This window comes from Streptomyces sp. NPDC059649 (assembly GCF_042734445.1).
Lineage (GTDB): Bacteria > Actinomycetota > Actinomycetes > Streptomycetales > Streptomycetaceae > Streptomyces.
This window is the reverse complement of the sequence record NZ_JBHWDV010000003.1, coordinates 199,295-224,010: the sequence shown is the minus strand read 5'-3', so window position 1 is coordinate 224,010 and position 24,716 is coordinate 199,295. Positions and strand designations below refer to the sequence as shown.

Below are 24,716 nucleotides of genomic sequence, written 5' to 3'. Positions count from 1 at the left end.
CCGGCAGGATGGAATGTTTCACGTGAAACCCGTCGACCCGCGCCTGCTCCGTTACGCCCATGCCACCCGCGGCTTCCTCATCGCGGTGGTGCTCCTCGGGCTGGCCGGAGCGGGCCTGGTCGTCGGCCAGGCGATGCTGATCGCCGAGATCGTGGTGGGCGCCTTCCGGCACGGCCTCGGTCCCGGCGGTCTGGCCACTCCCCTGGCACTGCTCGCCGCGGTGTCCGTGGGCCGCGGTCTGGTCTCCTGGCTCACCGAGCTGGCCGCGCACCGCGCCAGCGCGGCGGTGAAGTCCGAGCTGCGGATGCGGTTGGTCGAACGGGCGGCGCGGCAGCGTCCGGAGCGGGCCACCGGCGAGCTGACCACGCTCGCCACCCGCGGCATCGACGCCCTCGACGACTATTTCTCCCGCTATCTGCCGCAGCTGGGGCTGGCGGTCGTCGTCCCGGCCGCGGTCCTGGCCCGGATCGTCACCGGTGACTGGATCTCCGCGCTGACGATCGTCCTCACGCTGCCGCTGATCCCGCTCTTCATGATCCTCATCGGCTGGGCCACCCAGTCGCGGATGGATCGTCAGTGGCGGCTGCTGGCCCGGCTGTCCGGGCATTTCCTCGATGTCGTCGAGGGCCTGCCCACCCTCAAGGTCTTCGGCCGGGCCAAGGCCCAGGCCGCCGCGATCCGCACCATCACCGGCGAGTACCGGCGCGCGACGCTGCGCACCCTGCGGATCGCCTTCCTCTCCTCGTTCGCCCTGGAACTGCTCGCCACGATCTCCGTCGCGCTGGTCGCGGTCGGCATCGGCATGCGGCTGGTGAACGGCGAACTCGATCTCTACACCGGGCTGATGGTGCTGGTGCTCGCGCCCGAGGCGTATCTGCCGCTGCGGCAGGTGGGGGCGCAGTACCACGCGGCGGCCGAGGGGCTCGCGGCGGCGGAGGAGATCTTCGCCGTGTTGGAGGCGCCGCTGCCGACGCCCGGCACCGCACCGGCGCCCGAGGGCACCGCACTGACCGTCGAGAACCTCGTGGTCCGCCACCCGGGACGGACCGCGGACTCGTTGCCCGCCACCTCGTTCGAGGTCCGCCCCGGCGAGACCGTCGCCCTGGTCGGCCCCTCGGGCGCGGGCAAGTCCACGCTGCTCGGCGTGCTCCTCGGCCTCACCGCACCGACCGGGGGCCGGGCCCTGGTCGACGGCCACGACATCGCCTCGCTCTCCCCCGACAGCTGGCGGCAGCGGATCGCCTGGGTGCCCCAGCGCCCGCAACTGTTCGCCGGGACCGTCGCCGAGAACGTACGGCTGGCGCGGCCGGACGCGGACGATGCCGCGGTGCGCGCCGCCCTCGCCGACGCCGGTGCGCTGGACTTCGTCGAGGCGCTCCCCGACGGCCTGGCGACCCGGCTCGGCGAATCCGGTGCCGGCCTCTCCGCCGGGCAGCGGCAGCGGCTGGCGCTGGCCCGGGCCTTCCTCGCCGACCGGCCGATCCTGCTGCTGGACGAGCCGACCGCGAGCCTGGACGGCGAGACCGAGGAGGCGATCGTCGCCGCGGTCGGCCGGCTCGCCGCGGGCCGGACCGTGCTGCTCGTCGTCCACCGCCCGGCGCTGCTGGCGGTGGCCGACCGGGTCGTGCGACTGCCGGACATCGCTTCTGACGTGCGGGAACCGGCTCTGGACGCGGGCGTGCGGGAACCGGCGGTGGACGCGGGCGTACGGGCGGGCCGTGGCGCCGCGCAGGCCCCGGCCGTCGCGCCGGACGCTCCCGCCGACCCCGCTCCGGACCTCACCGCCGACCCCGGCGACGGGCTCGATCTCGCTCCCACCCGGGCCTCGGCCCCCGCCCGCCTGCGGCGGACGGCGCGGGCCCGGCGGGCGCGTTTCGCGCTGGCGCTGCTGCTCGGCAGCCTCGCCCTGGGCAGCGCGGTCGGCCTGATGGCCACGTCCGGCTGGCTGATCTCGCGGGCCGCGCAACAGCCGCCGGTGCTGTACCTGATGGTGGCGGTGACCGCGACCAGGGCGTTCGGCATCGGGCGCGCGGTCTTCCGGTACGCCGAGCGGCTGGTCTCCCACGACGCGGTCCTCCGCATGCTCGCGGACGTCCGGGCCGCCGTCTTCCGGCGGCTGGAGCGGCTGGCGCCGGCCGGGCTCGCCGAGCGCCGGCGCGGCGATCTGCTGTCACGGCTGGTCGCCGATGTCGACGCGGTACAGGACCACTTCCTGCGCTGGCTGCTGCCCGCCGGGGCGGCGGCGCTGGTCGGTGCGGGCGCCGTCGGCTTCACCGGCTGGCTGCTGCCCGAGGCCGGCGCGATCCTCGCCGCCGGACTGCTGCTCGCGGGCGTCGGGGTGCCGCTGCTCTCGGCCGCGCTGGCCCGGCGGGCGGAGCGGCAGCTGGCCCCGGCCCGCGGCCGGCTCGCCACCCGTGTCGTCGATCTGCTCACCGGGACCGCCGAGTTGACGGTGGCCGGCGCGCTGCCGGCCCGTACCGAAGCGGTGCGGCGGGCGGACCGCGAGCTGACCCGGATCGCGGCCCGGTCGGCGACCGTGGCGGGCACCGGCGCCGGGCTCTCGGCGCTGCTGTGCGGGCTGACCGTCGCCGCCGCCGCGGTGGCCGGCGTCCAGGCGGTGCACACCGGGCGGCTGGCCGGGGTGGCGCTGGCGGTCGTCGTGCTCACCCCGCTCGCCGCGTTCGAGGCGGTGACCGGGCTGCCGCTCGCCGTGCAGTACCGGCAGCGGACCCGGCGCGCGGCCGAGCGGGTCTTCGAGGTGCTGGACGCGCCCGACCCGGTGCGCGAGCCGGCCGCCCCCGCGACGCCTCCCGAAACGCCGTTCCCGCTGGTCGTACGCGGTCTGACCGCCCGCCACGCCGGGCAGGACCGGCCCGCGCTGGACGGCGTGGACCTCACGCTGGCGGCCGGGCGGCGGATCGCCGTGGTCGGTCCGTCCGGGTCCGGCAAGACCACCCTGGCGCAGGTGCTGCTGCGCTTCCTCGACCCGGAAGCGGGCAGCTACGCGCTGGGCGGAACGGACGCCCGGGTGCTGGACGGCGATGCGGTCCGGCGGCTGGTCGGGCTGTGTGCGCAGGACGCGCACCTCTTCGACAGCTCACTGCGGGAGAACCTCCGGCTCGCCCTGCGGGACCGGCGCACCGACCCGGACGAGGACGCGGACCGGGCCTTGTGGGACGCGCTCGGCCGGGCCCGGCTCGCCGACTGGGTGCGCGGGCTGCCCGACGGCCTGGACACCATGGTCGGTGAGCACGGCGCCCGGCTCTCCGGCGGTCAGCGGCAGCGGCTGGCTCTGGCCCGTGCGCTGCTCGCGGACTTCCCGGTGCTCGTCCTGGACGAGCCCGCCGAGCACCTCGACCTGGCCACCGCCGATGCCCTGACCGCCGATCTGCTGGCCGCGACCGAGGGCCGCACGACGCTCCTGATCACCCACCGCCTCACCGGGCTCGACGCCGTCGACGAGGTGCTGGTGCTGGACGGCGGACGGGTCGTGCAGCGCGGCGCACCGGCGGAGCTGGCCGCGGCCGACGGCCCGTTCCGGCGGATGCGGGAGCGCGAACGGGCAGTGGACGCGGCGTACGGCATGGCACCGGCGCTCTGACGCTTTTGCAGGTAAATGGCCTCTTATGGGGGGCCTGATTAGGCTCGTGGGCATGGACCGCGCCTCCGCCCGCACGGACCCGCCCGGGCCCGACCCCCTGCACGCCGCCACCGAGGCCACCCGCAGCCTGCGGGGCCTGTCGTCCGAGCTGACCGCCCGGGTTCCGCAGCTGCTGGAGGCGATGCGCACGGTCGGCGCGGGGCTCGATCTGCACCTCACCCTCGACCGGATCGTGCAGACCGCGGCCGAACTCGCCGATGCCCGCTACGCCGCCATCGGGATCATCGACGACGCCCGCGAGGGGCTGTCGGACTTCGTGACGTACGGCGTCAGCGCGCGCGAGCACGAGCGGATCGGCGCGCTGCCGGACGGCCACAAGGGGTTGCTCGGCGCGCTCATCCACGACCCCCGAGCGGTGCGCCTCGCCGACCTCGGCCAGGACCCGCGCTCGGCCGGCTTTCCCGCGGGGCACCCGCCGATGCGCACCTTCCTGGGAGTGCCGATCCGCGTCCAGGGCGAGATCTTCGGCAACCTCTATCTGACCGAGAAGCGCGGCGGCGGGGAATTCAGCGAGGAGGACCTGCACATGGTCCGGGTGCTCGCCACGGAGGCGGGCATCGCGATCGGCAACGCCCGGGTGTACGCGGCGACCCGCCAGCGGGAACGGTGGATCGACGGTTCGGTGGCGGTCACGACCGAACTCCTGGCGGGCAGCGACGTCGACGACGCCCTCGCCGTGGTGGCCGAACAGGCCAGGAAACTGGCGGATTCGGCGGCGGGCATCGTGCTGCTGCCCGACGACGAGGGCGGGCTGGAGATCGTCGCCGTGTCGGCCGACGACCCCACCGGCATCCTGGGGACGCACATCCCGCCCGACAGCCCGGTGGCCCGGCAACTCCTCGACGGCGAGCCGGTGTTCGTCGACGATTCGGCCAGCGACCCCCGGATGGTCACCGACATCGCGGCCCGCTTCGGTCCCAGCATGCTGCTGCCCCTCAAGAGCGGCGGCCGGGTCCTGGGCACCCTCGCCACCCCACGGGCCCGGGGCGCCCGGCCGTTCACCGCCGCCGAGCGGACGCTGGCCACCCAGTTCGCCGCGCAGGCCGCGCTGGCGCTGGTACTGGCCGACGCCCAGCGCGTCCGGGAGCGGCTGGCGGTCTACGAGGACCGCGACCGGATCGCCCGTGACCTGCACGACCTCGTGATCCAGCGGCTCTTCGCCACCGGCATGATGCTGGAGGGCGCCCAGCGCAGGTCCGTCGTCCCGGAGGTGGCGGCGGGCATCGGCAAGGCCGTCGACGAACTGGACGTCACCATCCAGGAGATCCGGACCGCGATCTTCGCCCTCCAGCAGAGTCCGGTGGAGGCGCCGTCGGGCCTGCGGACCCGGGTACTGCGCGAGATCGGCACCGCCGCCGTACCGCTCGGCTTCCAGCCGTCGGCCCACTTCGTCGGCCCGGTCGACTCCCGGGTCGGCGAGCTGACCGGAAAGAACCTGATCGCTGCGCTGCGCGAGGCGCTGTCCAACGCCTTCCGGCACGCCCAGGCCTCCCGGATCGACGTCGTGGTCGACGCGACGGTCCAGCTGCCGGACGGCACCGACGGGGTCCGGCTGACCGTCGCCGACGACGGCATCGGCATCCCGTCCGGCGGCCGCCGCAGCGGTCTGCGGAACCTCGCCAAGCGCGCGGAGTCGCTGGGCGGCTCCAGCACGTACGGGCCCGGGCTGGGCCTGGACGGCGCGGGCACGACGGTGACCTGGGAGGCGCCGCTGTGAGCCGCCGCGCCGACCGGGTGCGGCTCAGGCGCGCGCGGCACCCCGCTCGGCGCACCGCCGCAGGATCTGCTCGATGACCAGCGCGACGCCGTCCTCGTTGTTGGACGCGGTACGGCCCGTGGTGGCGGCCAGCACCTCCGGATGGGCGTTGGCCATGGCGTACGAGGTGCCGGCCCAGCTCAGCATCTCTATGTCGTTCGGCATGTCCCCGAAGGCGACGACCTCCTCCCGGGAGATGCCGCGTGCGGCACAGCAGTGGGCCAGGGTGCCGGCCTTGCTGACGCCCGGGCCGCTGATCTCCAGGAGGGCGGTGGGGCTGGAGCGGGTGAAGGACGCCAGATCGCCCGCGGCCGACCGGGCCAGCGCGAGGAACGCGTCCGGTTCGAGGTCGGGGTGGTGCGCCAGCAGCTTGATGACCGGCTGGTCGGGGAAGGCGGGCGGCTCCGCGTCGCCGGCCGGGTGGCCCGCCCCGTCGGGCCCCAGCGGCGCCACGAAATCGTCGGCCAGCAGCTTCTCGGCCGGCGCCACGACCGCGGCCGGGTCCAGCAGGAGGGGCGGGTACTGCGGTTCGTAATGGATGCCGCTGGTGCGCTCGACGGCGAACGAGGTGCCGGGCGCGGCGCTGCGCAGGGCGTCCACGACCTCCCGTGCGAGCGCCTGGTCCAGCGGGCTGACCTCGACGATCCGGCCGCCGCGGTGCAGATCGACGACGGCCGCGCCGTTCGCGCAGATCGCCAGGCCGTGGCCGTGCACATGGTCGCTGACCACGTCCATCCAGCGGGCCGGGCGCCCGGTGACGAAGAACACCTCGATGCCGGCCTGCTCGGCGGCGGCGAGCGCGGCGATGGTCCGCTCGGACACCGTCTTGTCGTCGTGCAGCAGGGTGCCGTCGAGGTCGGTGGCGATCAGCCGGGGCACGACGGCCGGTTCGGGCAGGACGGCCGGTCCGGGGGCGACGGCCGGTTCGGGCGCCCGGGGCGGCGTGGCGGAGGCATCAGTCACGGGCCCATCTTCCCGTACCGGTGTGCACAGGAGTGCGGTGGGTTGCGCGGATGAGCCGGGGTCGGGGCGGTCGGGCGACGGGGCGGGGACGTGCCGGCGGGTGCGGTGAGGGGCGGGTGACCGTGGAGAAGCCAGCACGGCGGGTGGCGCCCGGTGGCCGGAGGCGATCGTGGGGAACACCCATCCGGCCGTACGCTCGAGGGCATGCGACTGAGCACCGTGATACTTCCCGTCCGCCGCTGGTCCGAAGGTGGGCGGGAGGTGTGGCAGCGCGCCGAGGAACTGGGCTTCCACGCCGCCTACACCTACGACCACCTGTCCTGGCGGAGCTTCCGCGACCAGGCCTGGTTCGGGGCCCTGCCGACCCTGACCGCCGCCGCGGCCGCGACCTCCCGGCTGCGCCTGGGCACCCTCGTCACCTCACCGAACTTCCGGCACCCGGTCACCCTCGCCAAGGAACTGATCTCCCTCGACGACATCAGCGGCGGCCGGTTCACCCTCGGCATCGGCGCCGGCGGCAACGGCTTCGACGCCACCGCGCTCGGCCAGGAGCCCTGGTCGCCGCGGGAGCGGGCGGACCGCTTCGGCGAGTTCGTGCCGCTGCTCGACCGGCTGCTGACCCAGGACGTGGTGTCGTACGAGGGCGAGCACTACTCCGCGCACGAGGTCCGCAACATCCCCGGCTGTGTGCAGCGGCCGCGGCTGCCGTTCGCGGTGGCCGCCACCGGGCCGCGCGGCCTGAAGCTCGCGGCCACGTACGGCCAGGCGTGGGTGACGACCGGCGACCCCAAGGTCTCCAACGGCGGCGGTAGCTCGGCCGACTCGCTGGAGGCGGTCCGCCGGCAGTGCGAACGGCTCGGCAAGGCCTGTGCCGAAATCGGCCGCGATGCCGGCGACCTGGAGAAGATCATGCTCTCCGGCTTCACCCCGGACCGGCCGCTGGACTCCGTCGACGCGTTCGTGGACTTCGCCGGGAATCACGCCGCGCTGGGCTTCGACGAGCTGGTCATCCACTGGCCGATCGCCGATTCGCTCTTCGCGGCGGACCTCGACGTCTTCGAGCGGATCGCCACGGAGGGGCTGGCGCAGCTCGGCATCGAATAGGGGCGGGGCCTCTCGGCCGGGGGACTCTGGGTCGGGGCGGGCCGCTCTGCGGGGCCGGGCTGCGGAGGGTTTCACGTGAAACACGCCGCGCGGCCTGCCGGGCCCGGCCCGACGCGCCCGGTCGTTCGCTCACCTGCGCTTTACCCCGTATATAGCCCGGAAGAGGGAGAATCGGGACAGCGGCGCAGTGTGGCGGACGCGGCGCGCCGGCGGGACCGGCGCGCGAGCGGACCGGCGCACTGCGCGAAGTGCGGTGTTCGTGGAGGAGCCATGGCGCAGACCCGATTCGCCCCGGACCGCGGGCTGACCTCGCGGATGGTCACGACGATGTTCTTCATCGGGCTGCTGTACGTCGTGGTCGTCGGCGTGCTGGTGGTCCTGCTCAAGGGCGCCTGGGTGGTGGTGCTGCTGATCGCGGGGACGCTGTTCGTCGCCCAGTTCTGGTTCAGCGACCGGATCGCGGCCTTCAGCATGGGCGCCCATGAGGTCACGCCGGAACAGGCGCCCGTGCTGCACGGCGCGGTGGACCGGCTGTGCGCCCTGGCCGACATGCCCAAGCCGCGGGTCGCGATCGCCGAGTCGGACGTGCCGAACGCGTTCGCCACCGGCCGCAATCAGAAGAACTCGATGGTGTGCGCCACCACGGGCCTGCTCCGCCGGCTGGAGCCGGAGGAACTGGAGGGCGTGCTGGCCCACGAGCTCTCCCACGTCGCGCACCGTGATGTCGCGGTGATGACCATCGCGTCGTTCCTCGGTGTATTGGCGGGGATCATCACCCGCGCTGCCCTGTGGAGCGGTGTCGGGCGCAACAGCCGGGACCAGAACGCGGCCATCGCCGTGCTGATCGTCACCGCTGTCAGTGCGGTCGTCTACGCGATCAGCTTCCTGCTGACCCGGCTGCTATCCCGTTACCGCGAACTGGCCGCCGACCGCGCCGCCGCGCTGCTGACCGGCCGTCCCTCGGCGCTGGCCGCCGCGCTGACCAAGGTCACCGGGCAGATCGCCCGGATCCCGACCGAAGACCTGCGCAAGGCCCAGCCGTACAACGCCTTCTTCTTCGCCCCGGCGTTCAACAAGGAGAGCTTCCACCGGCTGCTGTCCTCGCACCCGACGCTGGAACAGCGCCTGGACCAGCTGGGCCGGATCGCGGCGCAGCTCGGGACGTGAGCTGTCCGTGACGATCACCGGCCCGGCCTGACGGTGCGGGCCGGCCCCTCCAGGAGCAAGGAGTACTCCGCGCATGGGATTTCTGGACGCCCTCCTCGGCCGCAGCAAGCCGGTACGCCCCGATCTGGACCAGCTCTTCGCGCTGCCGTCCGCCGTGGTCACCCTGCAGGCCGCGGCCGGATTCACGCCCACCGGCCTCGGGTCGGTGTGCTTCGCCAGTGTGGAGGGCGGCGCGTTCTCCCGCATCCAGGAGGAGGCCCAGGCCCTGCTGGACGGGCCGGTGGAGTTCACCCAGGACACGTACGGCTACACCTGGCTGCTCGTACGGCATCCGCCGGAGGACGTGGCGGGCCTGGTCAACGACCTGCACGCGGTCAACACCTCCCTGGAGGAGGCGGGCTTCGGCCCGCAACTACTGTGCTCGCTGGTCGGCTTCCGTGACGACCGGCAACGGTCGCTGGCGCTGGTCTACCTCTACAAGAGGGGCACGTTCTACCCCTTCGCGCCGAAGCCGGGCGGTGGCGAGAAGCGCGACAATCCGCTCGAACTCCAGGTCAGGGCGATGCTCGGGGACGATCTGACGATCGAGCAGGACCTGGCGCGGTGGTTCCCCGTATGGGGCGCACCGGGATTGTGATACCTCGGGCGGGGTGGTCCCCTCGGTCGCGGTCCTGGTCGCGGTCCTGGTCGCTGTCCTGGGCGCGCGGCGTCTCGCCCGGCGGCTCTACCCGGGGAAGCGGAGGAACCGGGCGGGCACCCGGTCGGTGAGCCAGACGCCGTTCGCGCTGACCCGGAAGACATGTCCGGCCCGGTGCATCGCCGCAGCGTCCACGGCAAGGACCACCGGTTTGCCGCGCCGGGCGCCCACCCGGTTCGCGGTGTCCCGGTCCGGCGAGAGGTGGACCGCGTGCCGGCCCATCGGCAGGAGCCCCTCCCTCCGGATGGCGGCCACATTGCGCGCCACCGTGCCGTGGAACAGGTACGCGGGAGGTTCGGCCGGCGGCAGGCCGAGGTCCACCCGTACGGAATGGCCCTGATTGGCGCGTATCCGGTCGTCCTCGATGGTGAAGCGCTGTTTGTCGTTGCCGGCAACCACGGCCGCCAACTCGGCCCGGGAGAACCGGAATCCATGGGCCGCGGCCGCCGCCATCAGGTCGTCGACGGGCACCCAGCCCTGGGCGTCGAGAGTGAGGCCGATCCGCTCCGGTTCATGGCGCAAATGCTTCGACAGATACTTCGAGAGGCGCACCGAGCGCTGGGTGTTCATGCCTCCAGGGTGCCGCTCGGGGCGCCCCGGAGGCATCCGCATTTGCGTCCCGTCGGCCCCGCTCTCCTACGGGCCCTCGGTCTTTCCACCGTGCCCTTCGTGGCTGCTCGCGGGGTGTTCGTGCTGGGCGTGTGCGAGCGCGCTGGCCCGTCGGGCCTTGGCGGTGGTCACCTGCTCGGCCGCCCAGCGGGCCCACTCCTCCTGGGCCGCCGACATCCGCAGGCCGTACTCCAGGGCGATCCGTCCGTAGACCGAAATCATCTCGTCGTCCCACTGGGCGTTCTCGTCGACCTGCTCGCACATGGCGCGGGTGCGCGCGGCGAGCTCGGCCTGATGGAGGAGGAAGGTCTGCGCTTCGAGCGGGGTGACGATGCCGAGGAAGAAGACGCGCAGCAGGCCGTCATCGCGCTGCGGGCCGCTCGGCTCGACCTCGGTGAGCCAGTGGCGCAGCTCCGTCAGCCCCTCGTCGGTGATCGCGTATTCCTTGCGGCCGCGGGGGCCGTGGGCGGTGACCTCGACCATGCCGGCGGTGGTGAGCTTGCCGAGCTCGCCGTACACCTGGCTCTGCGTGGCGGGCCAGACCATCGAGAGCGTGGCGTTGAACAGCTTCATCAGGTCGTAGCCGCTCGCGGGGGCTTCGGACAGCAGGCCCAGCACGGCATGTCTCAGGCTCATGACCAGCACATTACCTTCCACTGTTGACATGTCAAAGAGGGACCTTCTACATTCGACATGTCGAAGTTGGAATGTGCGGCGGGGTGGACGGCGAAAGGCGCCGGGTCGCGGCCGCGGACCAAGAGGGGGAGACATGAACTATCTGCGGGGCTTCGTGCCGTGGCTGGTCTTCGCGGGGGTTTCCACGGCCGGCTGGCAGTGGGGCGCTCTCGCCGGTCTGCTGACGGCCGCCGCGCTGCTCATCGCCGACCGCGCGGCGGGCCTCTCGCTGGACTACCGCGTGCTGGAGTACGGCACGATCGTCTTCTTCGCGGCCCTGTCCGCGCTGGCCTTCGCCCGCCCCGACAGCGGCCTCCGGCTGTACGGCAGCGCCCTCTCGATGGGCTGGCTGGCGCTCATCGCCTGGGTGTCGATAGCGGTCCGACGGCCCTTCACGTTGGGCATCGCACGCCGGATGGCTCCGCCCGAGGTCTGGCAGACCCCGCTCTTCCGCCGCATCAACGTCGTGCTCACCGCCGCGTGGGCGCTCTCGTTCACCCTCACCGCGACCGCCCAGGCCCTCGTCTCCGCCTACGAGCTGGACACGGTCTACTCGATCCTCATCCAGGTCGCCGGTTTCGTCCTCCCCGTCCGCTTCACCTCCAGCTACCCCGAGCGGGCCCGGGCCCGCTTCCAGCAGCAGGCTGCCGCGCAGGCCGGCATCCAGGAAGGTCTGGCGTCATGACCACCACCTCCCCGAGCACCCCGTCCGCCTCCGATGCCCCCGCTCCGCACCTGGCCGGCAACTTCGCCCCGGTCGCCGAGGAGCTGACCGCCTACGACCTCCCGGTCACCGGCACCCTGCCGCCCGAGCTCACCGGCTGGTTCCTGCGCAACGGCCCCAACCCGCGGGACGCCGCCACACCGCACTGGTTCTTCGGTGACGGCATGGTCCACGGGCTCCGACTGGAGGGCGGCCGGGCCGTCTCCTACCGCAACCGCTGGGTCCGCACCTCGACCTTCACCGACGGAGTGCCGGTCCGCGATGCACAGGGCCGCCGCAATCTGTCGGCGGGCGTGGCCAACACCCATGTCGTCCGGCACGCCGGCCGTACCCTCGCGCTCGTCGAGTCGTCGTTCCCGTACGAGATCGACTGCCGCCCCGGCCATGAGCTGGAGACCCTGGGCGTCCATGACTTCGGCGGACGGCTCACCACCGCCATGACCGCGCACCCCAAGACCTGCCCGACCACCGGCGAGCTGCACTTCTTCGGGTACGGCGGGTCCAGGCCGCCCTATCTGACGTACCACCGGGCCGATGCCGACGGCGAGTTGGTGATCAGCCGCCCCATCGATGTCGCGGCGCACACGATGATGCACGACTTCCATCTGACCGAGCGCCATGTGATCTTCATGGATCTCCCGATGGTCTTCGACGCCCACCGCCCCGGAATGCCCTACCGCTGGGACCCGGAGTACGGCGCCCGGCTGGGCGTGCTGCGCCGGGACGACCCGTACGGCGAGGTCCGCTGGCTGCCCATCGACCCCTGCTACGTCTTCCACGCGCTGAACGCCCATGACGACGGCGACCAGCGGATCGTCCTGCATGTCTCCCGCTATCCCGACTTCACCGGCAGAAGGCCGCCCTGCCTGTGGCGCTGGACGATCGACCTGGCCTCCGGCACGGTCACCGAGGAGCAGCTGGACGACCAGTACTGCGAGTTCCCACGGGTGGACGACCGACTGGTGGGGCAGCAGGCCCGCTTCGGCCATGCCACCGTCGCCGAGGCCCCGGGGACGGGCCACATACCCGGCGCCCTGCTCCGCTACGACCTGGAGACCGGCGCGGTCGTCCGCCACGGCTTCGGTCCGGGCCGCACCCCGGGCGAGGCGGTCTTCGCCCCGGCGGACGACCGTCCGGGCGGGCCGGGCTGGCTGCTCACCTACGTCTATGACGCGACCACCGACACCAGCGATCTGGTCGTCCTCGACGCCGAGGACATATCCGCCGACCCGGTGGCCACGGTCCATCTGCCGCAGCGGGTGCCGTACGGCTTCCACGGCAACTGGCTGCCGGACCCGGCGTGTTGAGCCGGCGGGTTGTGGAGATGTCGCGACGGTTTGTGCATCCGGGGCGGAATAACCGCGATCGCATGCTTCTTGAGAACTGAAGAGTGCGCAGTGGTAGGCGCGTTGAGGGTCCGGCTCAGGCACCGGGCGGGGGGTCGGTGCCGGGGGCGGTGCCCACGGCGCCCCCGGACGGGGCACGGAGGCCGTCCGGGACCAAGGCGTCCATCGTGCGGGCCTGCACCTCGCGCCGGGCCGCGGCCGCGATGAACGCCGCCGTGCGCTCGGGGCCCACCAGGGCCCGTACGGCCGCCACGGCATCGGCGGGCAGCGCCACCGCCTCGCTGCGGGGCGGCCCGCCCGCCGCGGCGGGCTCCGTCCGGAGGCCCGGCGTGGCCTGGGGGGCCGGGTCGGGAGCCGGGCTCGGGTCGGTCGCGGTACGGGGGTCCGTGACCGGCCCGGAGCCTGCCGGTGCGGAGGGGGCGCTGCCCCTCGGCCCCTGGCTCTCCGTGGGGAGCGCCTCGCTGAGGTGCCGGCGGAGGTAGCGGGTGGCCAGGGTCCGCATGGCGCGGGCGAGTTCGGCGTCGACGGTCTGCTGGGCCAGTGGCCGCAGCCGACGGACGAGGGCGGCGGCCTCGGCGGCCTCGGCGTCGGTGGGCGGATGGTCCAGGAACTGCTGGAAGACGTGTTCGGTGGTGAAGTCCAGGAAGCGCGAGGCGATGTGTTCCACCTGGCCGCGCAGCTCCCGGAGATGAGCGGAGATCGCCAGCAGCGGCACACCCGCGGAGTGCAGCTCGGCAGCGACGGCGAGCTCCTGCGGACTGGGCACGAGGAACTCGTCGTCCCGGCCGGGGAGCCGCTCCAGGACGCCCAGCTCCACGGCCTCGGCGACCGCCGCCTCGTCGGAGGCGCCCCCGAAGGCCGCGTCCAGATCGGCGCGGCTGATCCGGGAGGCTTCCTCGTCGGTCCACGGCCCGTCGATCTCGGCGACCAGCCCCAGCACCCCGCCGAGGTCGAGGCCCGCGTCCCAGGCATGGAGGAGCTCCTTGATGCTGGCGAGGGTGTAGCCGCGGTCCAGCAGATCGGCGATCTGGCGCAGCCGGGCCAGGTGGGCATCGCCGTAGACGTTGGCCCGGCCACGGCGCTCCGGGCGGGGGAGCAGCCCGCGGTCCTGGTAGGCGCGGATCGTCCGGACCGTGGCACCGCTGAGGTGGGCCAGGTCGTCGATGCGGTACTCGGCCGGTCGGGGTGCGGCCGCCGGCGGCTGCTCGGTCACTGCGGTGCTCCTCCTCCGTCGGCCGCGCGCTACGAGACGGCCGCGCGGCCCACCGCGCCCGCCGCGGCCCGGGCGGCCGGCGAGGACGCCAGGTAGGCGACGGCCGTGCGCAGCGACCCTTCCTGCGAGGGATGGTACGACCGCCGCAGATAGCGCGGGATGGCCGCTCCCAGCTCACGCCAGGTGGGGAGCAGTCCCTTGCGGACGGCCCGGTTGTGCTCCCGCAGCGAGTAGCGGGAGCGGGCGGCGAGCTGCGGATCGTGCCGGAGGAGATGGGCCGCGCCCCAGGCCCAGAGGTGGAGCAGCACGGGGGCGGTGACGGCCATGCCCAGGACCCGGCGGGCGTACCGGCCGGGATCCCCGCCGCCGGTGTGCTGGTACATGTCGAAGGCGACCGCGCGGTGCTCGACCTCCTCCGCCCCGTGCCAGCGCAGCAGATCCAGCATGACCGGGTCGGGCCCGGCCCGGTCGAGGCCGTCGGCGGCGAGCACCCAGTTCCCGAGCACCGCGGTGAACTGCTCGATGGCGGCGATCAGGGAGAGCCGGAAGCGCAGCCACTCCCGTTCCGGGACGGGCACGCCGAACGGCGGCCGGTCGCCCAGCAGACGTTCGAAGAGGAAGTCGATGTGCCGGGTGTAGGGGCCGGTGTCCAGGCCCTGGTGGGCCAGATGGTCCAGGACGTAGGAGTGCTGGACGCTGTGGGTGGCCTCCTGGCCCATGAACCCCTTGACGTCCTTGAGGAGTTGCTCGTCGCGGACCAGCGGGAGGGCCTCCTTGAAGACCTTGACGAACCACCGCTCCCCCGCCGGCAACAACAGGTGCAGCACATTGATGACGTGGGTGGCGGTGGGCTCGTCAGGTATCCACAGCAGTGGTGTCCCGTGCCAGTCGAACGAGACCCGGCGCGGGGCGATCGGGTGGTGCTCCTGGAGGGGCGAGGTGCTCATGCGCGGCTCCTGACATGCGCAGTTGTCCGGCTCTCGGGAATCTCCGGTCGCTGGTGCCCCTCCTGGCGGGGCGGTGGCTCGCTTACAGCCGCGGCTCGATGCGGGCGAGGGCGCGCAGGGCCCGCGGGGCGAACCGCGACAGGAGGTGGGCGCCGCGGGCCTCGGGGGTGACGGGCACCACCGCCTGGTTGCGGACCACCGCCCGCAGGACGGCGTCGGCGACCTTCTCCGGCGGGTAGTTGCGCAGCCCGTACATCCGCGCGGCCTTGGCCTGGCGGCGCTTCTCCTCCTCGGCCGACACCCCGGCGAAGCGGGCGGTGCTGGTGATCGAGGTGTTGACCAGCCCCGGGCAGATGGCCGAGACGCCGATGCCCTGCCCGGCCAGTTCGGCGCGCAGGCACTCGCTGAGCATCAGGACCGCGGCCTTGGAGGTGCTGTAGGCGGGCAGCATCTTCGACGGCTGGAAGGCGGCCGCCGAGGCGGTGTTGACGATGTGGCCGCCCTGACCGCGGTCGGCCATCCGCTTGCCGAAGATCCGGCAGCCGTGGATGACGCCCCACAAATTGACGTCCAGCACCTTCTTCCAGTCGTCCGTGGTGGTCTGCAGGAAGGAGCCGGACAGGCCGATCCCGGCGTTGTTCACCAGCACGTCCACGGGGCCGTACTCGGCGTCGACCTTGTCGGCGAGCTTCTCCATGGCCGCCTCGTCCGCGACGTCGACGACCTCGGGCCAGGCCTGCGGGGCGCCGATCAGCCGGGCCAGTTCGGCGGTCCGCGCCGCACCGTCCGCGTCCCGGTCGACGGCGACGATCCGGGCGCCGGCCTCCGCGAAGGCGAACGCGGTGGCCCGGCCGATACCGCTGGCCGCGCCGGTCACCAGCACCAGCTGTCCGCCGAACCGGTCGGCGTACGGGCCGCGCGCCGCGAGCTCCTTCGCCGGGTCGCCCTCCTCCTTGGCGGTGACGAACTCGGTGATCCAGGACACCAGTTGGTCCGGGCGGGTGCGGGGGACCCAGTGCTTGGCCGGGAGGGTGCGGCGGACGAGCTGCGGCGCCCACTGCTCCAGGTCGTCGTAGAGCCGCTGGGAGAGGAAGGCATCGCCGGTGGGGGTGATCAGCTGGACCGGGCAGTGCGCGTAGGCGTCGGCGCGCGGGCGGCGGAGCCGGGCGAGGACGTTGTCCCGGTACAGCCAGGCGCCGTGGGCCGCGTCGGTGGGCAGCGAGGCGGTCGGGTAGTCCCCGGCGGGGACCTTCTCCACCCGCTGCAGGATGCCCGGCCAGCGCTTGCCGAGCGGGCCCTTCCAGGCCAGTTCGGGCAGCACGGGCGTGTGCAGCAGGTAGACGTACCAGGACTTGGCGCCCTGGTTGAGGAGCTGGGCGGCGCGGCGCGGGGTGGGCCGCGCCATCCGCTTCTTGATCCAGTGGCCGAAGTGGTCCAGCGACGGGCCCGACATGGAGGTGAAGGAGGCGATCCGGCCCTCCGTGCGGCGCACGGTCGCGAACTCCCAGGCCTGTACCGAGCCCCAGTCGTGGCCCACGACGTGCACCGGGCGGTCGGGGCTGACGGCGTCGGCGACGGCCAGGAAGTCGTCGGTCAGCTTCTCCAGGGTGAAGCCACCGCGCAGTGGCCGCGGGGCGGTGGACCGGCCGCAGCCCCGCACGTCGTAGAGCACCACATGGAAGCGGTCGGCCAGGCCGCGGGCCACCTCGGACCACACCTCCTTGCTGTCCGGATAGCCGTGCACCAGCACCACCGTGGGGTGGGCCGGGTCGCCCAGTTCGGCGACGCACAGTTCCACGCCGCCGGTGTGCACCCAGCGCTCCGTCGCCCCGGCGAGCCCCGGGCCGCGGCCCGATGCCCGGCCCGATGCCCGGCCCGGCGTCCCGTCCTGCGTCCCGTCCTGCGTCCCGCTCTGCGTCCGGCCCGGCTCCTGGGGGCGGCCCGCAGCCGCACCCCGTCCACGTCCCGTTTTCACGCGGCCTTCTCCTCCTGCCAGCGCCGCACATGCGGCAGATCGTCGTCCAGCCAAAAGGCGCTTTCCTGAGGGTCCTTGGAGTCCGTCACGACGAGGATCTCCTCGAACTTCGCGCCGGTGCCCCGGAATCCGAGGTGGGGTTCGACCGCCCACAGCCCCGGCTGCGGCGGATGGTCGGAGAAGGTGTACGGGCTCCACAGCGGCGACCAGCCGTCCCGGTGCCCGTGCAGCGCGTCGGAGGCGAGGCCCTTGAGGGACTGGGTGCCGAACCCGAAGAGGGTGGGCGACCAGCGGCGCTCCCTGACCCGGTCGATCTTGTGCGCGATGACACCGAAGGGATAGGCGCGGTGGCGGTTGGCGTAGCCCTGCCGCACCATGAGCCGGTCGACGTCCTGGTAGATCTCCCGCAACGGACGGCGTTCGCGGACCTCGCGCAGGATCAGCTCGCGGTGCGCCTCCAGGTCGGCGAGCAGCTTGTCGTGCACGGGGTTGAGGCCGAGGCAGCCGGAGTAGCCGATGTCGGCGGTGAAGCCCCGGTGGACCGGGGCCATGTCGAGGATGAAGGGCATCCCCGGTTCCAGCTCGCGGTGGGTGGGGAAGAACTGCAGCGGTATCCGGAAGTTGACGAACGCGGTGCGGTCGCCGAACCAGGCGAACGGCAGGTGGAACCAGTCCCGCACGCCGCGCTCGCGCAGCCACTCCCGCTGCATCCGCGCCGCCGCGCGCTCGGTGATCCCGGGCTTGAGCTGGGCGGCCACGGCCTCCGCGCAGGCGTAGGCGAGTCGCTGGACCTCTCTGAACCCCCTTAGTTCTGCGGTGAGTTCGCCGGCTGCTGCTGAGGTCGCTGAGGTGACTGGGGCCATCGCCAACCGTCCGTCCGTGAGCCGTTCATCGCGGTACGCGCCCGTAACTTGACACTGATGAATGTGACAATGACCGGCGGCGACGTCAAGAGGTCCGACGCACCCGCCCGCGCCCGCCTGCGCCCCGCCCGCACCCGACCGCACCCGCCCCGCGCCCGACCGCGCCGGCCCCGCACCCAGCGGCACCCGCTCGCTCACGCCCCCACCCAGCGGCACCAGGCGGCACCCGCCCACTCCCACCCCCACCCAGCGGCACCAGGCGTGCACCTCGCGGCGCCCGCCAGCGCCGCGCGGTGGAGGCCAGGGAGCCCGCCCCTACGACCCCGAACCCTGAGGCGAGGGACGCTCCAAGCAGGAGAACCCTTACGGGCACGTAATACCGCAGGGGGATGCCGAGACCGACTTGTGGGTTGACGACCGGTGTGGCGGACGCCACTACCGTCGAAGACGTGACTGTGATCGTGACTGAAAGCCTGAGCAAGCGGTACCCGCGGGTGACCGCTTTGGACCGGCTCTCCGTTGACATCGCCCCCGGCGTGACCGGCCTGGTGGGTGCCAACGGCGCCGGAAAGTCCACCCTGATCAAGATCCTGCTCGGACTGGCCCCGGCCAGCGAGGGATCGGCGCGCGTCCTCGGCCTGGACGTGACCAAGGACGGCAGCGCCATCCGCGAGCGGGTCGGCTATATGCCCGAGCACGACTGCCTACCGCCGGACGTCTCGGCCACCGAGTTCGTCGTGCACATGGCCCGGATGTCGGGGCTGCCGCCGACCGCCGCCCGCGAGCGCACCGCCGACACCCTGCGCCACGTCGGTCTCTACGAGGAGCGCTACCGCCCCATCGGCGGCTATTCGACGGGCATGAAGCAGCGGGTGAAGCTGGCCCAGGCGCTGGTCCACGACCCGCAGCTGGTGTTCCTCGACGAGCCCACCAACGGCCTCGACCCGGCCGGCCGGGACGAGATGCTCGGCCTGATCCGGCGGGTCCACACCGACTTCGGCATCTCCGTCCTGGTGACCTCGCACCTCCTCGGCGAGCTGGAGCGCACCTGCGACCACGTCGTCGTCATCGACGGCGGCAAGCTGCTGCGCTCCTCCGCCACCGATGAGTTCACGCAGGTCACCGCCTCCCTCGCGGTGGAGGTCACCGACACCGAGGCGCACCCCGACGGCACCGAGGCACTGCGCGCGGCCCTGACCGCCGCCGGCGCCGCGGTGACGACCGGCGCTTCGGGCACCGGCGGTCTCCCCTCCTCCGGCCACCTGCTGTTCGTCGAGGCGGCCGGTGAGCAGACCTACGACCTGGTGCGGGACACCGTTGCCGGGCTCGGACTCGGCCTGATCCGGATGGAACAGCGCCGCCACCAGATCGCCGAGGTCTTCCGCGACGCGGACCGGGCCCAGGCCACCCCCGCCCCCGCAGGTGCCCCCGGCGCCCCGCACACCACCCAGGAAGGAGGCGCCCACGATGTCGCCTGAGCCCACGACCCCGGCATCCACCGCCCCACCCGGCGCCTCCATCCACAACATCGGCTACCGCCACTACGACGGCCCGCGGCTGGGCCGCGCCTATGCCCGCCGGTCGCTGTTCTCGCAGAGCCTGCGCGGCGCCTACGGCCTCGGCCGCTCCGCCAAGAGCAAGGTGCTGCCGATGCTGCTCTTCGCGGTGATGTGCCTGCCCGCCGCGATCATGGTCGCGGTCGCGGTGTTCACCAAGGCGAGCAGCCTCCCGGTCGGCTACACCCGCTACGCCATCTACCTCCAGGCCGTCATCGGCCTCTATCTGGCCGCCCAGGCCCCGCAGTCGGTCTCCCGCGACCTGCGCTTCAAGACCGTGCCGCTGTATTTCTCCCGCCCCATCGAGCGCGGCGACTACGTGGCCTCGAAGTTCGCGGCGATGGCGAGCGCCCTGTTCATCCTCACCGCCGCTCCGCTGCTCGTCCTCTACATCGGCGCGCTGCTGGCGAAGATGGACTTCCTCGACCAGACCAAGGGCTTCGCCCAGGGACTCGTCTCCGTGGTGCTGCTGTCGCTGCTGTTCGCCGGGATAGGCCTGGTCGTCTCCGCGCTCACCCCGCGCCGCGGCTTCGGCGTCGCCGCCGTGATCGCCGTCCTCACCATCCCGTACGGCGCGGTGAGCGCGGTCCAGGGCATCGCCTTCGTGCAGGGCAGCGAGTCCGCCGTCGGCTGGCTCGGACTGTTCTCGCCGATCACGCTGATCGACGGGGTGCAGTCCACGTTCCTCGGCGGGACCAGTTCCTTCCCCAACGGGCTCGCGCCGACGACCGGTGCCGGCTTCGTCTACCTCCTCGTCACCCTGATCGCCATCGCCGGCTGCTATGCCCTGCTGATGCGCCGCTACCGGAAGGCCGGTCTATGAGCACCCTCCACATCGACCACGCCTCGCGCTGGTTCGGCAACGTCGTCGCGGTCAACGACATCACGATGACCATCGGCCCCGGCGTGACCGGCCTGCTCGGCCCCAACGGCGCCGGCAAGTCCACACTGATCAACATGATGGGCGGCTTCCTCGCCCCCTCCAACGGCTCGGTCACCCTCGACGGGGCGACGATCTGGCGTAACGCCGGCATCTACCGCCACATCGGTATCGTCCCCGAGCGCGAGGCGATGTACGACTTCCTCACCGGGCGTGAATTCGTCGTGGCCAACGCAGAGTTGCACGGCCTCGGGCGGCGGGAGGCGGCCCGGGCGCTGGCCACCGTGGAGATGGAGTACGCCCAGGACCGCAAGATCGCCACGTACAGCAAGGGCATGCGGCAGCGCGTGAAGATGGCCTCCGCGCTGGTCCACGACCCGTCCGTGCTGCTGCTCGACGAGCCCTTCAACGGCATGGACCCGCGCCAGCGCATGCAGCTGATGGAATTGCTGCGCCAGATGGGCGACGAGGGGCGCACGGTCCTGTTCTCCTCGCACATCCTGGAGGAGGTCGAGCAACTCGCCTCCCACATCGAGGTGGTGGTGGCCGGCCGGCACGCCGCGTCCGGGGACTTCCGCAAGATCCGCCGGCTGATGACCGACCGCCCGCACCGCTATCTCGTCCGGTCCGACGACGACCGGGCGCTGGCGGGCGCGCTGATCGCCGACCCCTCGACGTCCGGGATCGAGGTCGACCTCGTCGACGGCGGACTGCGCATCCAGGCGGTCGACTTCGGCCGCTTCACCACACTCCTGCCGCGGGTCGCCCGTGACCACGGCATCCGCCTGCTGACGGTCTCGCCCTCCGACGAATCGCTGGAATCCGTCTTCTCCTACCTCGTAGCGGCCTGAGGCTGAAAGGAGCCCTGACGCATGTCCACGAACACGACCACCCCGACCGCCCCGCCGGCACCGGCCGCCGCGCCCCGGGCCTCGCTGTTCCACCCGACCGTCGCCCGGCTCACCTACCGTGCCCTGCTCGGCCGGCGGCGGGCCCTGATCCTCTTCGTGCTGCCCGCCCTGCTCCTCGTCATCGCGGTGGCCGTCCGTACGCTGGCCGGCGCCGATGACAGCACCGCCGGCGGCATCCTGGGCGGCTTCGCGCTGGGCACGATGGTGCCGCTGATCGGCGTCATCGCCGGCACCGGCGCGATCGGACCGGAGATCGACGACGGATCGGTGGTCTACCTCCTGTCCAAGCCGGTTCCCCGGCCGACGATCATCTTCACCAAACTCCTGGTCGCGATCGGTGTCACGGTCGCCTTCTCCGCCCTCCCGGTGCTGCTCGCCGGCTTCCTCCTGAACGGCAACAGCCAGCAGATAGCGGTCGGGTACGCCGTCGCCGCGGCCGTCGCCGCGGTCGCCTACAGCGCCCTGTTCCTCCTCTTCGGCACGATCACCCGGCACGCCGTGGTCTTCGGGCTGGTCTACGCCCTGGTCTGGGAGGCGCTGGTCGGCAACCTCATTCCCGGCGCGCGGACCCTCAGCGTCCAGCAGTGGGCCCTCGCCATCGGCCAGAAGGCCGCCGCCGAGGGGGCGATCACCTCCGACGTCCAACTCCCGCTCGCCCTAGGCCTGTTGGCGGCCCTCACGGTCGCCGCGACCTGGTACGCCGGCCGCCGGCTGAAGGCACTCACCCTGGCCGGGGAGGAGTAGGAAAAACCGCCGCGGCAACCACCCTGGGCCTATGCGCCGGCGCCGCCATTCTTCTGCCGGTCGTTGAACTCCTGCACGTTCTTCAGGTGCTCCTGGTAGTCGGCGGTGAAGCGGGTGTCGCCCGGTTTGACGGTGACGAAGTACAGCCAGTCGCCGGCGGGCGGCGCGCCGGCCGCCTTGAGGGCGTCCGCTCCGGGGTTGTCGATCGGGGTGGGCGGCAGGCCCTCGTAGCGGTAGGTGTTGTACGGGCTCTTGGTGCGGGTGTCGGCGTGGCTGGTGTGGAGCGTGCTGCGGCCCAGGGCGTAATTGATCGTCGAGTCCATCTGCAGCGGCATGTGCCGGGCCAGCCGGTTGTCGATCACGCGCGCGACCTTGCCCATGTCGGCGGGCCGGTCGGCCTCCGCCTGCACGATGCTGGCGATCACCACCGTCCGGTAGGAGGTGATGCGGTCCTCGGCGAGCCGCTCGTTGGCGGTCTTGACCATGTACGAGAGCAGCGACGCGGGGGTGGTGTCCGAGCGGATCGGATACGTCGCCGGGAAGAGATAGCCCTCCGGGTTTTCCTTCGCCTCGGCGGGCAGCGGAAGGTGCGCGGTCCTGGCGGCCTTCGCCGTGGAGCCGCTGGGCAGGTGGAGGGCCTTGTCGGCGGCGGCGTAGACCTGGGTGGCCCGCTGTCCCTCGGGGACGGTCAGGGTCTCCTCGTTCGCCCGCTCGCGCAGCAGCCGGGTCACCAGGACCACGGCGACGACGACCAGGACGGCCAGCACGGCCACCACGATGAGCCGGCCGGTGCGGGAGAACCGCGGGCCAGGCCGGCGAACGGTGTGCTGAACATCGCTCATGGGGGCACGGTAAGCCACGCCCCTCGCCGCACCGGACGGCCACCCCCGGATCGTTGCCGACGACGAAGATCGTTCACCGACTCGCCACCGCCCGCTTACACGGGGCGCCTCGGCCGGACGGTTTCGGAGCGGGGGGCTGGGAGCTGGGAGCTGGAGGCCTGGGGGCTGTGAGCTGTGGGCTGGGCCGTGGGCTGTCGTTCGCGGCGCGTGGGCCGTGGCCCGTGACCCGTGGCGTTTGGCCGCCTGTCGTCCGTCGCTCGTCGTCCGTCGCTCGCCGTCCGCGAGCTGACAGTGGAGGCGGGCAGAGTAGGGCACCGAGCAGGGCTGTGCTGGGTCCGGGCTCCGGGGAGTCCCGGAGCCCGGACCCGACGAGGTTCAGAGGCAGTGAACGAACCCTGTCGCGGAGCGGTCACAACGAGTGGTCACACCGAGTGGTCGCAGGGAGCGGTCACAGGCCGATATCGCGTTCCTGGATGTCCGCCAGGGATTCGCGGCGGACGAGGAGCCGGGCGGTGCCCGAGGTGACCGCGACGACCGGGGGACGGCCCACGAGGTTGTAGCCGGAGGCCATGGAGAGGTGGTACGCGCCGGCCACGGGCACGGCGAGCAGATCGCCGGGGCGGAGGTCGCCGGGCAGCCGGGCGTCGGCGGCCAGTATGTCGCCGGCCTCGCAGTGCCGGCCGACGACGGTGACCCGCTCCGGGGCGGCCGACGAGGACCGGCCGACCAGCCGGGGCGCGTACCGCACCCCGTACAGCGCGGGCCGCGGGTTGTCGCTCATGCCGCCGTCCACCGCCACGAAGATGTGCGTCCCGGTGCGCTTGACGGACAGCACCCGGTAGAGCACGACACCGGAGGGGCCGGCGATCGCACGCCCGGGTTCGACGGCGAGCCGGGGCACCGGCAGGCCGGCCGCCGCACAGCTGCGTACCAGTTCGGCGCGGATCCGGGCGCCGAGCGCGGCGATGTCGAGCGCGGGCTCGCCGGGCCGGTAGGCGACGCCGTGCCCGCCGCCGAGGTCCAGCTCGGGCAGGGTGACGCCGTGCTGTTCGTGGATCCGTGCCAGCAGCCCGACCAGCCGTCGTACGGCCGACAGGTACGGCTTGACGGTGGTGATCTGGGAGCCCAAGTGGCAGTGCAGCCCGGCGAGTTCGAGCCGCGGCTGGCCGAGGACCCGGGTGATGGCGTGCTGCGCGGAGCCGTCCGCGATCGACAGGCCGAACTTCTGGTCGTCGGTCCCGGTCCGGACCTTGGCGTGACCGCCCGCGGCGATTCCCGGTACGACCCTGATCAGCACCTTCTGGCGGGTGCCGGCCGGGACCGCGGCGGCCAGCCGGGCGATCTCGGAGGTGGAGTCGATGACGATCCGCCCGACGCCGAGCCGGAGCGCGGCCTGGAGGTCCGCCGGGCTCTTGGCGTTGCCGTGCAGCACGATCCGCTCGGGCGGGAAGCCGGTGGTGACGGCGAGTTCCAGTTCGCCCGCGGAGCAGACGTCCAGGCCGAGGCCCTCTTCGTACACCCAGTGGACCATGGCGCGGCAGAGAAACGCCTTGGCCGCGTAGAAGACGTCGGCGTCGGGGAAGGCCCGGAGGTAGGCGCGGCAGCGGTGGCGCACCTCGTCCTCGTCCATTACGTAGGCGGGCGTGCCGAAGCGGTCGGCCAGCTCGGTCAGCGGGACGCCGCCCAGGGTGAGGTCACCGGGGCCGTGCGGCAACGTGGAGCCGGGCCAGACGGAGAGCGGGTCGGGCAGTGGGTGGGCCCGGGTTTCGGGGAGTGGCTCCGGCAGTGACGCCGGCAACGAATCGGGCAGCGACCCGGGCAACGCTTGCGGTAACGCTTCCGGCAACTCTTCTGGCAACGCTTCCGGCAACGACTCGGGCAGTGGAGCACTCAGGTCGTCTGCCGGGGCCGGGGCTGGACCCGGGGTAGTCGTCGGAGGCTGTGCCGGTGCCGGTGCCGGTGCCGGTGCCTGGGCCTGCGCCGGTGGCGGTGCCTGTGCCGGAGGGGTGAGTGGTCCGGCGGTCGCGGACGGTGGCGGGCCGCCGGGCTCTTGGGCGGTGCGGGGGAGGGTGCTGTGGCTCAT

The 24,716-nt window shown here is 72.9% G+C and carries 20 protein-coding genes; 11 read left to right on the top strand and 9 right to left on the bottom strand.

Annotated features, from left to right (window positions below):
* The first annotated feature begins 13 nt into the window (after window positions 1-13).
* Window positions 14-3,601, top strand: coding sequence for a thiol reductant ABC exporter subunit CydD (gene cydD / locus ACFV1J_RS06830; RefSeq protein ID WP_385856179.1), 3,588 nt, complete (start codon window positions 14-16; stop codon window positions 3,599-3,601).
* Window positions 3,602-3,653: 52 nt separating this feature from the next.
* Window positions 3,654-5,378 (top strand): GAF domain-containing protein, encoded by a 1,725-nt coding sequence (locus ACFV1J_RS06825; RefSeq protein ID WP_385856178.1) that lies wholly within the window; start codon window positions 3,654-3,656, stop codon window positions 5,376-5,378.
* A gap of 24 nt (window positions 5,379-5,402) precedes the next feature.
* Here ACFV1J_RS06825 and ACFV1J_RS06820 read toward each other — a convergent pair whose 3' ends face one another.
* Window positions 5,403-6,380, bottom strand: coding sequence for a Cof-type HAD-IIB family hydrolase (locus ACFV1J_RS06820; protein ID WP_385856177.1), 978 nt, complete (start codon window positions 6,378-6,380; stop codon window positions 5,403-5,405).
* 204 nt (window positions 6,381-6,584) lie between these two features.
* Between ACFV1J_RS06820 and ACFV1J_RS06815 the strand changes: the two genes are divergently transcribed.
* The 3 genes from ACFV1J_RS06815 (at window position 6,585) to ACFV1J_RS06805 (ending at window position 9,288) form a co-directional block, all read left to right on the top strand.
* Complete coding sequence (locus tag ACFV1J_RS06815) at window positions 6,585-7,484, top strand: LLM class flavin-dependent oxidoreductase (protein ID WP_385856176.1); 900 nt, start codon at window positions 6,585-6,587, stop codon at window positions 7,482-7,484.
* A gap of 270 nt (window positions 7,485-7,754) precedes the next feature.
* On the top strand, window positions 7,755-8,651 hold the full coding sequence (htpX, locus tag ACFV1J_RS06810) for a zinc metalloprotease HtpX (protein ID WP_385856175.1): 897 nt from the start codon (window positions 7,755-7,757) through the stop codon (window positions 8,649-8,651).
* A gap of 73 nt (window positions 8,652-8,724) precedes the next feature.
* Window positions 8,725-9,288 carry a hypothetical protein gene (locus ACFV1J_RS06805; protein WP_385856174.1) on the top strand — a complete coding sequence of 188 codons (564 nt, stop codon included), beginning with the start codon at window positions 8,725-8,727 and terminating at the stop codon, window positions 9,286-9,288.
* Window positions 9,289-9,375: 87 nt separating this feature from the next.
* On the opposite strand, the gene ACFV1J_RS06800 is transcribed toward ACFV1J_RS06805, so the two are convergent.
* Together ACFV1J_RS06800 and ACFV1J_RS06795 are read right to left on the bottom strand one after the other, a co-directional pair.
* On the bottom strand, window positions 9,376-9,918 hold the full coding sequence (locus ACFV1J_RS06800) for an RNA 2'-phosphotransferase (RefSeq protein WP_385856173.1): 543 nt from the start codon (window positions 9,916-9,918) through the stop codon (window positions 9,376-9,378).
* Window positions 9,919-9,984: 66 nt separating this feature from the next.
* Complete coding sequence (locus ACFV1J_RS06795; protein ID WP_385856172.1) at window positions 9,985-10,593, bottom strand: PadR family transcriptional regulator; 609 nt, start codon at window positions 10,591-10,593, stop codon at window positions 9,985-9,987.
* 133 nt (window positions 10,594-10,726) lie between these two features.
* On the opposite strand from ACFV1J_RS06795, the gene ACFV1J_RS06790 reads away from it, so the two are divergent.
* Window positions 10,727-11,317 (top strand): hypothetical protein, encoded by a 591-nt coding sequence (locus tag ACFV1J_RS06790; RefSeq protein ID WP_385856171.1) that lies wholly within the window; start codon window positions 10,727-10,729, stop codon window positions 11,315-11,317.
* Window positions 11,314-12,663 (top strand): carotenoid oxygenase family protein, encoded by a 1,350-nt coding sequence (locus ACFV1J_RS06785; protein WP_385856170.1) that lies wholly within the window; start codon window positions 11,314-11,316, stop codon window positions 12,661-12,663. The genes ACFV1J_RS06790 and ACFV1J_RS06785 overlap by 4 nt, the downstream gene beginning before the upstream one ends.
* A 115-nt stretch (window positions 12,664-12,778) precedes the next feature.
* Here ACFV1J_RS06785 and ACFV1J_RS06780 read toward each other — a convergent pair whose 3' ends face one another.
* The 4 genes from ACFV1J_RS06780 to ACFV1J_RS06765 all read right to left on the bottom strand — a co-directional run bounded on the left by ACFV1J_RS06780 (window position 12,779) and on the right by ACFV1J_RS06765 (window position 17,700).
* Window positions 12,779-13,915 carry a MerR family transcriptional regulator gene (locus ACFV1J_RS06780; protein WP_385856169.1) on the bottom strand — a complete coding sequence of 379 codons (1,137 nt, stop codon included), beginning with the start codon at window positions 13,913-13,915 and terminating at the stop codon, window positions 12,779-12,781.
* Between the two features lie 29 nt (window positions 13,916-13,944).
* Complete coding sequence (locus ACFV1J_RS06775) at window positions 13,945-14,862, bottom strand: metal-dependent hydrolase (RefSeq protein ID WP_385856168.1); 918 nt, start codon at window positions 14,860-14,862, stop codon at window positions 13,945-13,947.
* Window positions 14,863-14,944: 82 nt separating this feature from the next.
* Window positions 14,945-16,675 (bottom strand): SDR family oxidoreductase, encoded by a 1,731-nt coding sequence (locus tag ACFV1J_RS06770; protein ID WP_385856429.1) that lies wholly within the window; start codon window positions 16,673-16,675, stop codon window positions 14,945-14,947.
* A gap of 158 nt (window positions 16,676-16,833) precedes the next feature.
* Window positions 16,834-17,700, bottom strand: coding sequence for a M24 family metallopeptidase (locus tag ACFV1J_RS06765; RefSeq protein ID WP_385856167.1), 867 nt, complete (start codon window positions 17,698-17,700; stop codon window positions 16,834-16,836).
* Between the two features lie 389 nt (window positions 17,701-18,089).
* On the opposite strand from ACFV1J_RS06765, the gene ACFV1J_RS06760 reads away from it, so the two are divergent.
* The 4 genes from ACFV1J_RS06760 (at window position 18,090) to ACFV1J_RS06745 (ending at window position 21,791) form a co-directional block, all read left to right on the top strand.
* Entirely contained in the window at window positions 18,090-19,178 is a 1,089-nt protein-coding gene (locus tag ACFV1J_RS06760) for an ABC transporter ATP-binding protein (protein ID WP_385856166.1), read from the top strand.
* Window positions 19,168-20,079 carry an ABC transporter permease gene (locus ACFV1J_RS06755; protein WP_385856165.1) on the top strand — a complete coding sequence of 304 codons (912 nt, stop codon included), beginning with the start codon at window positions 19,168-19,170 and terminating at the stop codon, window positions 20,077-20,079. Before ACFV1J_RS06760 ends, ACFV1J_RS06755 begins: the two co-directional genes overlap by 11 nt.
* Window positions 20,076-20,987, top strand: coding sequence for an ABC transporter ATP-binding protein (locus ACFV1J_RS06750; RefSeq protein WP_385856164.1), 912 nt, complete (start codon window positions 20,076-20,078; stop codon window positions 20,985-20,987). Before ACFV1J_RS06755 ends, ACFV1J_RS06750 begins: the two co-directional genes overlap by 4 nt.
* An 84-nt stretch (window positions 20,988-21,071) precedes the next feature.
* A complete protein-coding gene (locus ACFV1J_RS06745; protein WP_385856427.1) occupies window positions 21,072-21,791 on the top strand; it encodes an ABC transporter permease subunit in 720 nt (239 codons plus the stop codon).
* 29 nt (window positions 21,792-21,820) lie between these two features.
* Here ACFV1J_RS06745 and mltG read toward each other — a convergent pair whose 3' ends face one another.
* Entirely contained in the window at window positions 21,821-22,633 is an 813-nt protein-coding gene (mltG, locus tag ACFV1J_RS06740; RefSeq protein ID WP_385856163.1) for an endolytic transglycosylase MltG, read from the bottom strand.
* A gap of 448 nt (window positions 22,634-23,081) precedes the next feature.
* A complete protein-coding gene (lysA, locus tag ACFV1J_RS06735; RefSeq protein ID WP_385856162.1) occupies window positions 23,082-24,716 on the bottom strand; it encodes a diaminopimelate decarboxylase in 1,635 nt (544 codons plus the stop codon).

Excerpts from the sequence above, each read along its gene's own strand:
- ACFV1J_RS06765 (WP_385856167.1), bottom strand. The coding sequence starts at position 17,700 with ATGGCCCCAGTCACCTCAGCGACCTCAGCAGCAGCCGGCGAACTCACC.
- ACFV1J_RS06815 (WP_385856176.1), top strand. The coding sequence starts at position 6,585 with ATGCGACTGAGCACCGTGATACTTCCCGTCCGCCGCTGGTCCGAAGGT.
- ACFV1J_RS06760 (WP_385856166.1), top strand. The coding sequence starts at position 18,090 with ATGCCGAGACCGACTTGTGGGTTGACGACCGGTGTGGCGGACGCCACT.
- htpX (WP_385856175.1), top strand. The coding sequence starts at position 7,755 with ATGGCGCAGACCCGATTCGCCCCGGACCGCGGGCTGACCTCGCGGATG.
- ACFV1J_RS06795 (WP_385856172.1), bottom strand. The coding sequence starts at position 10,593 with ATGAGCCTGAGACATGCCGTGCTGGGCCTGCTGTCCGAAGCCCCCGCG.
- ACFV1J_RS06800 (WP_385856173.1), bottom strand. The coding sequence starts at position 9,918 with ATGAACACCCAGCGCTCGGTGCGCCTCTCGAAGTATCTGTCGAAGCAT.
- cydD (WP_385856179.1), top strand. The coding sequence starts at position 14 with ATGTTTCACGTGAAACCCGTCGACCCGCGCCTGCTCCGTTACGCCCAT.
- ACFV1J_RS06785 (WP_385856170.1), top strand. The coding sequence starts at position 11,314 with ATGACCACCACCTCCCCGAGCACCCCGTCCGCCTCCGATGCCCCCGCT.
- ACFV1J_RS06790 (WP_385856171.1), top strand. The coding sequence starts at position 10,727 with ATGAACTATCTGCGGGGCTTCGTGCCGTGGCTGGTCTTCGCGGGGGTT.
- ACFV1J_RS06755 (WP_385856165.1), top strand. The coding sequence starts at position 19,168 with ATGTCGCCTGAGCCCACGACCCCGGCATCCACCGCCCCACCCGGCGCC.
- mltG (WP_385856163.1), bottom strand. The coding sequence starts at position 22,633 with ATGAGCGATGTTCAGCACACCGTTCGCCGGCCTGGCCCGCGGTTCTCC.
- lysA (WP_385856162.1), bottom strand. The coding sequence starts at position 24,716 with ATGAGCCACAGCACCCTCCCCCGCACCGCCCAAGAGCCCGGCGGCCCG.
- ACFV1J_RS06805 (WP_385856174.1), top strand. The coding sequence starts at position 8,725 with ATGGGATTTCTGGACGCCCTCCTCGGCCGCAGCAAGCCGGTACGCCCC.
- ACFV1J_RS06750 (WP_385856164.1), top strand. The coding sequence starts at position 20,076 with ATGAGCACCCTCCACATCGACCACGCCTCGCGCTGGTTCGGCAACGTC.
- ACFV1J_RS06825 (WP_385856178.1), top strand. The coding sequence starts at position 3,654 with ATGGACCGCGCCTCCGCCCGCACGGACCCGCCCGGGCCCGACCCCCTG.
- ACFV1J_RS06775 (WP_385856168.1), bottom strand. The coding sequence starts at position 14,862 with ATGAGCACCTCGCCCCTCCAGGAGCACCACCCGATCGCCCCGCGCCGG.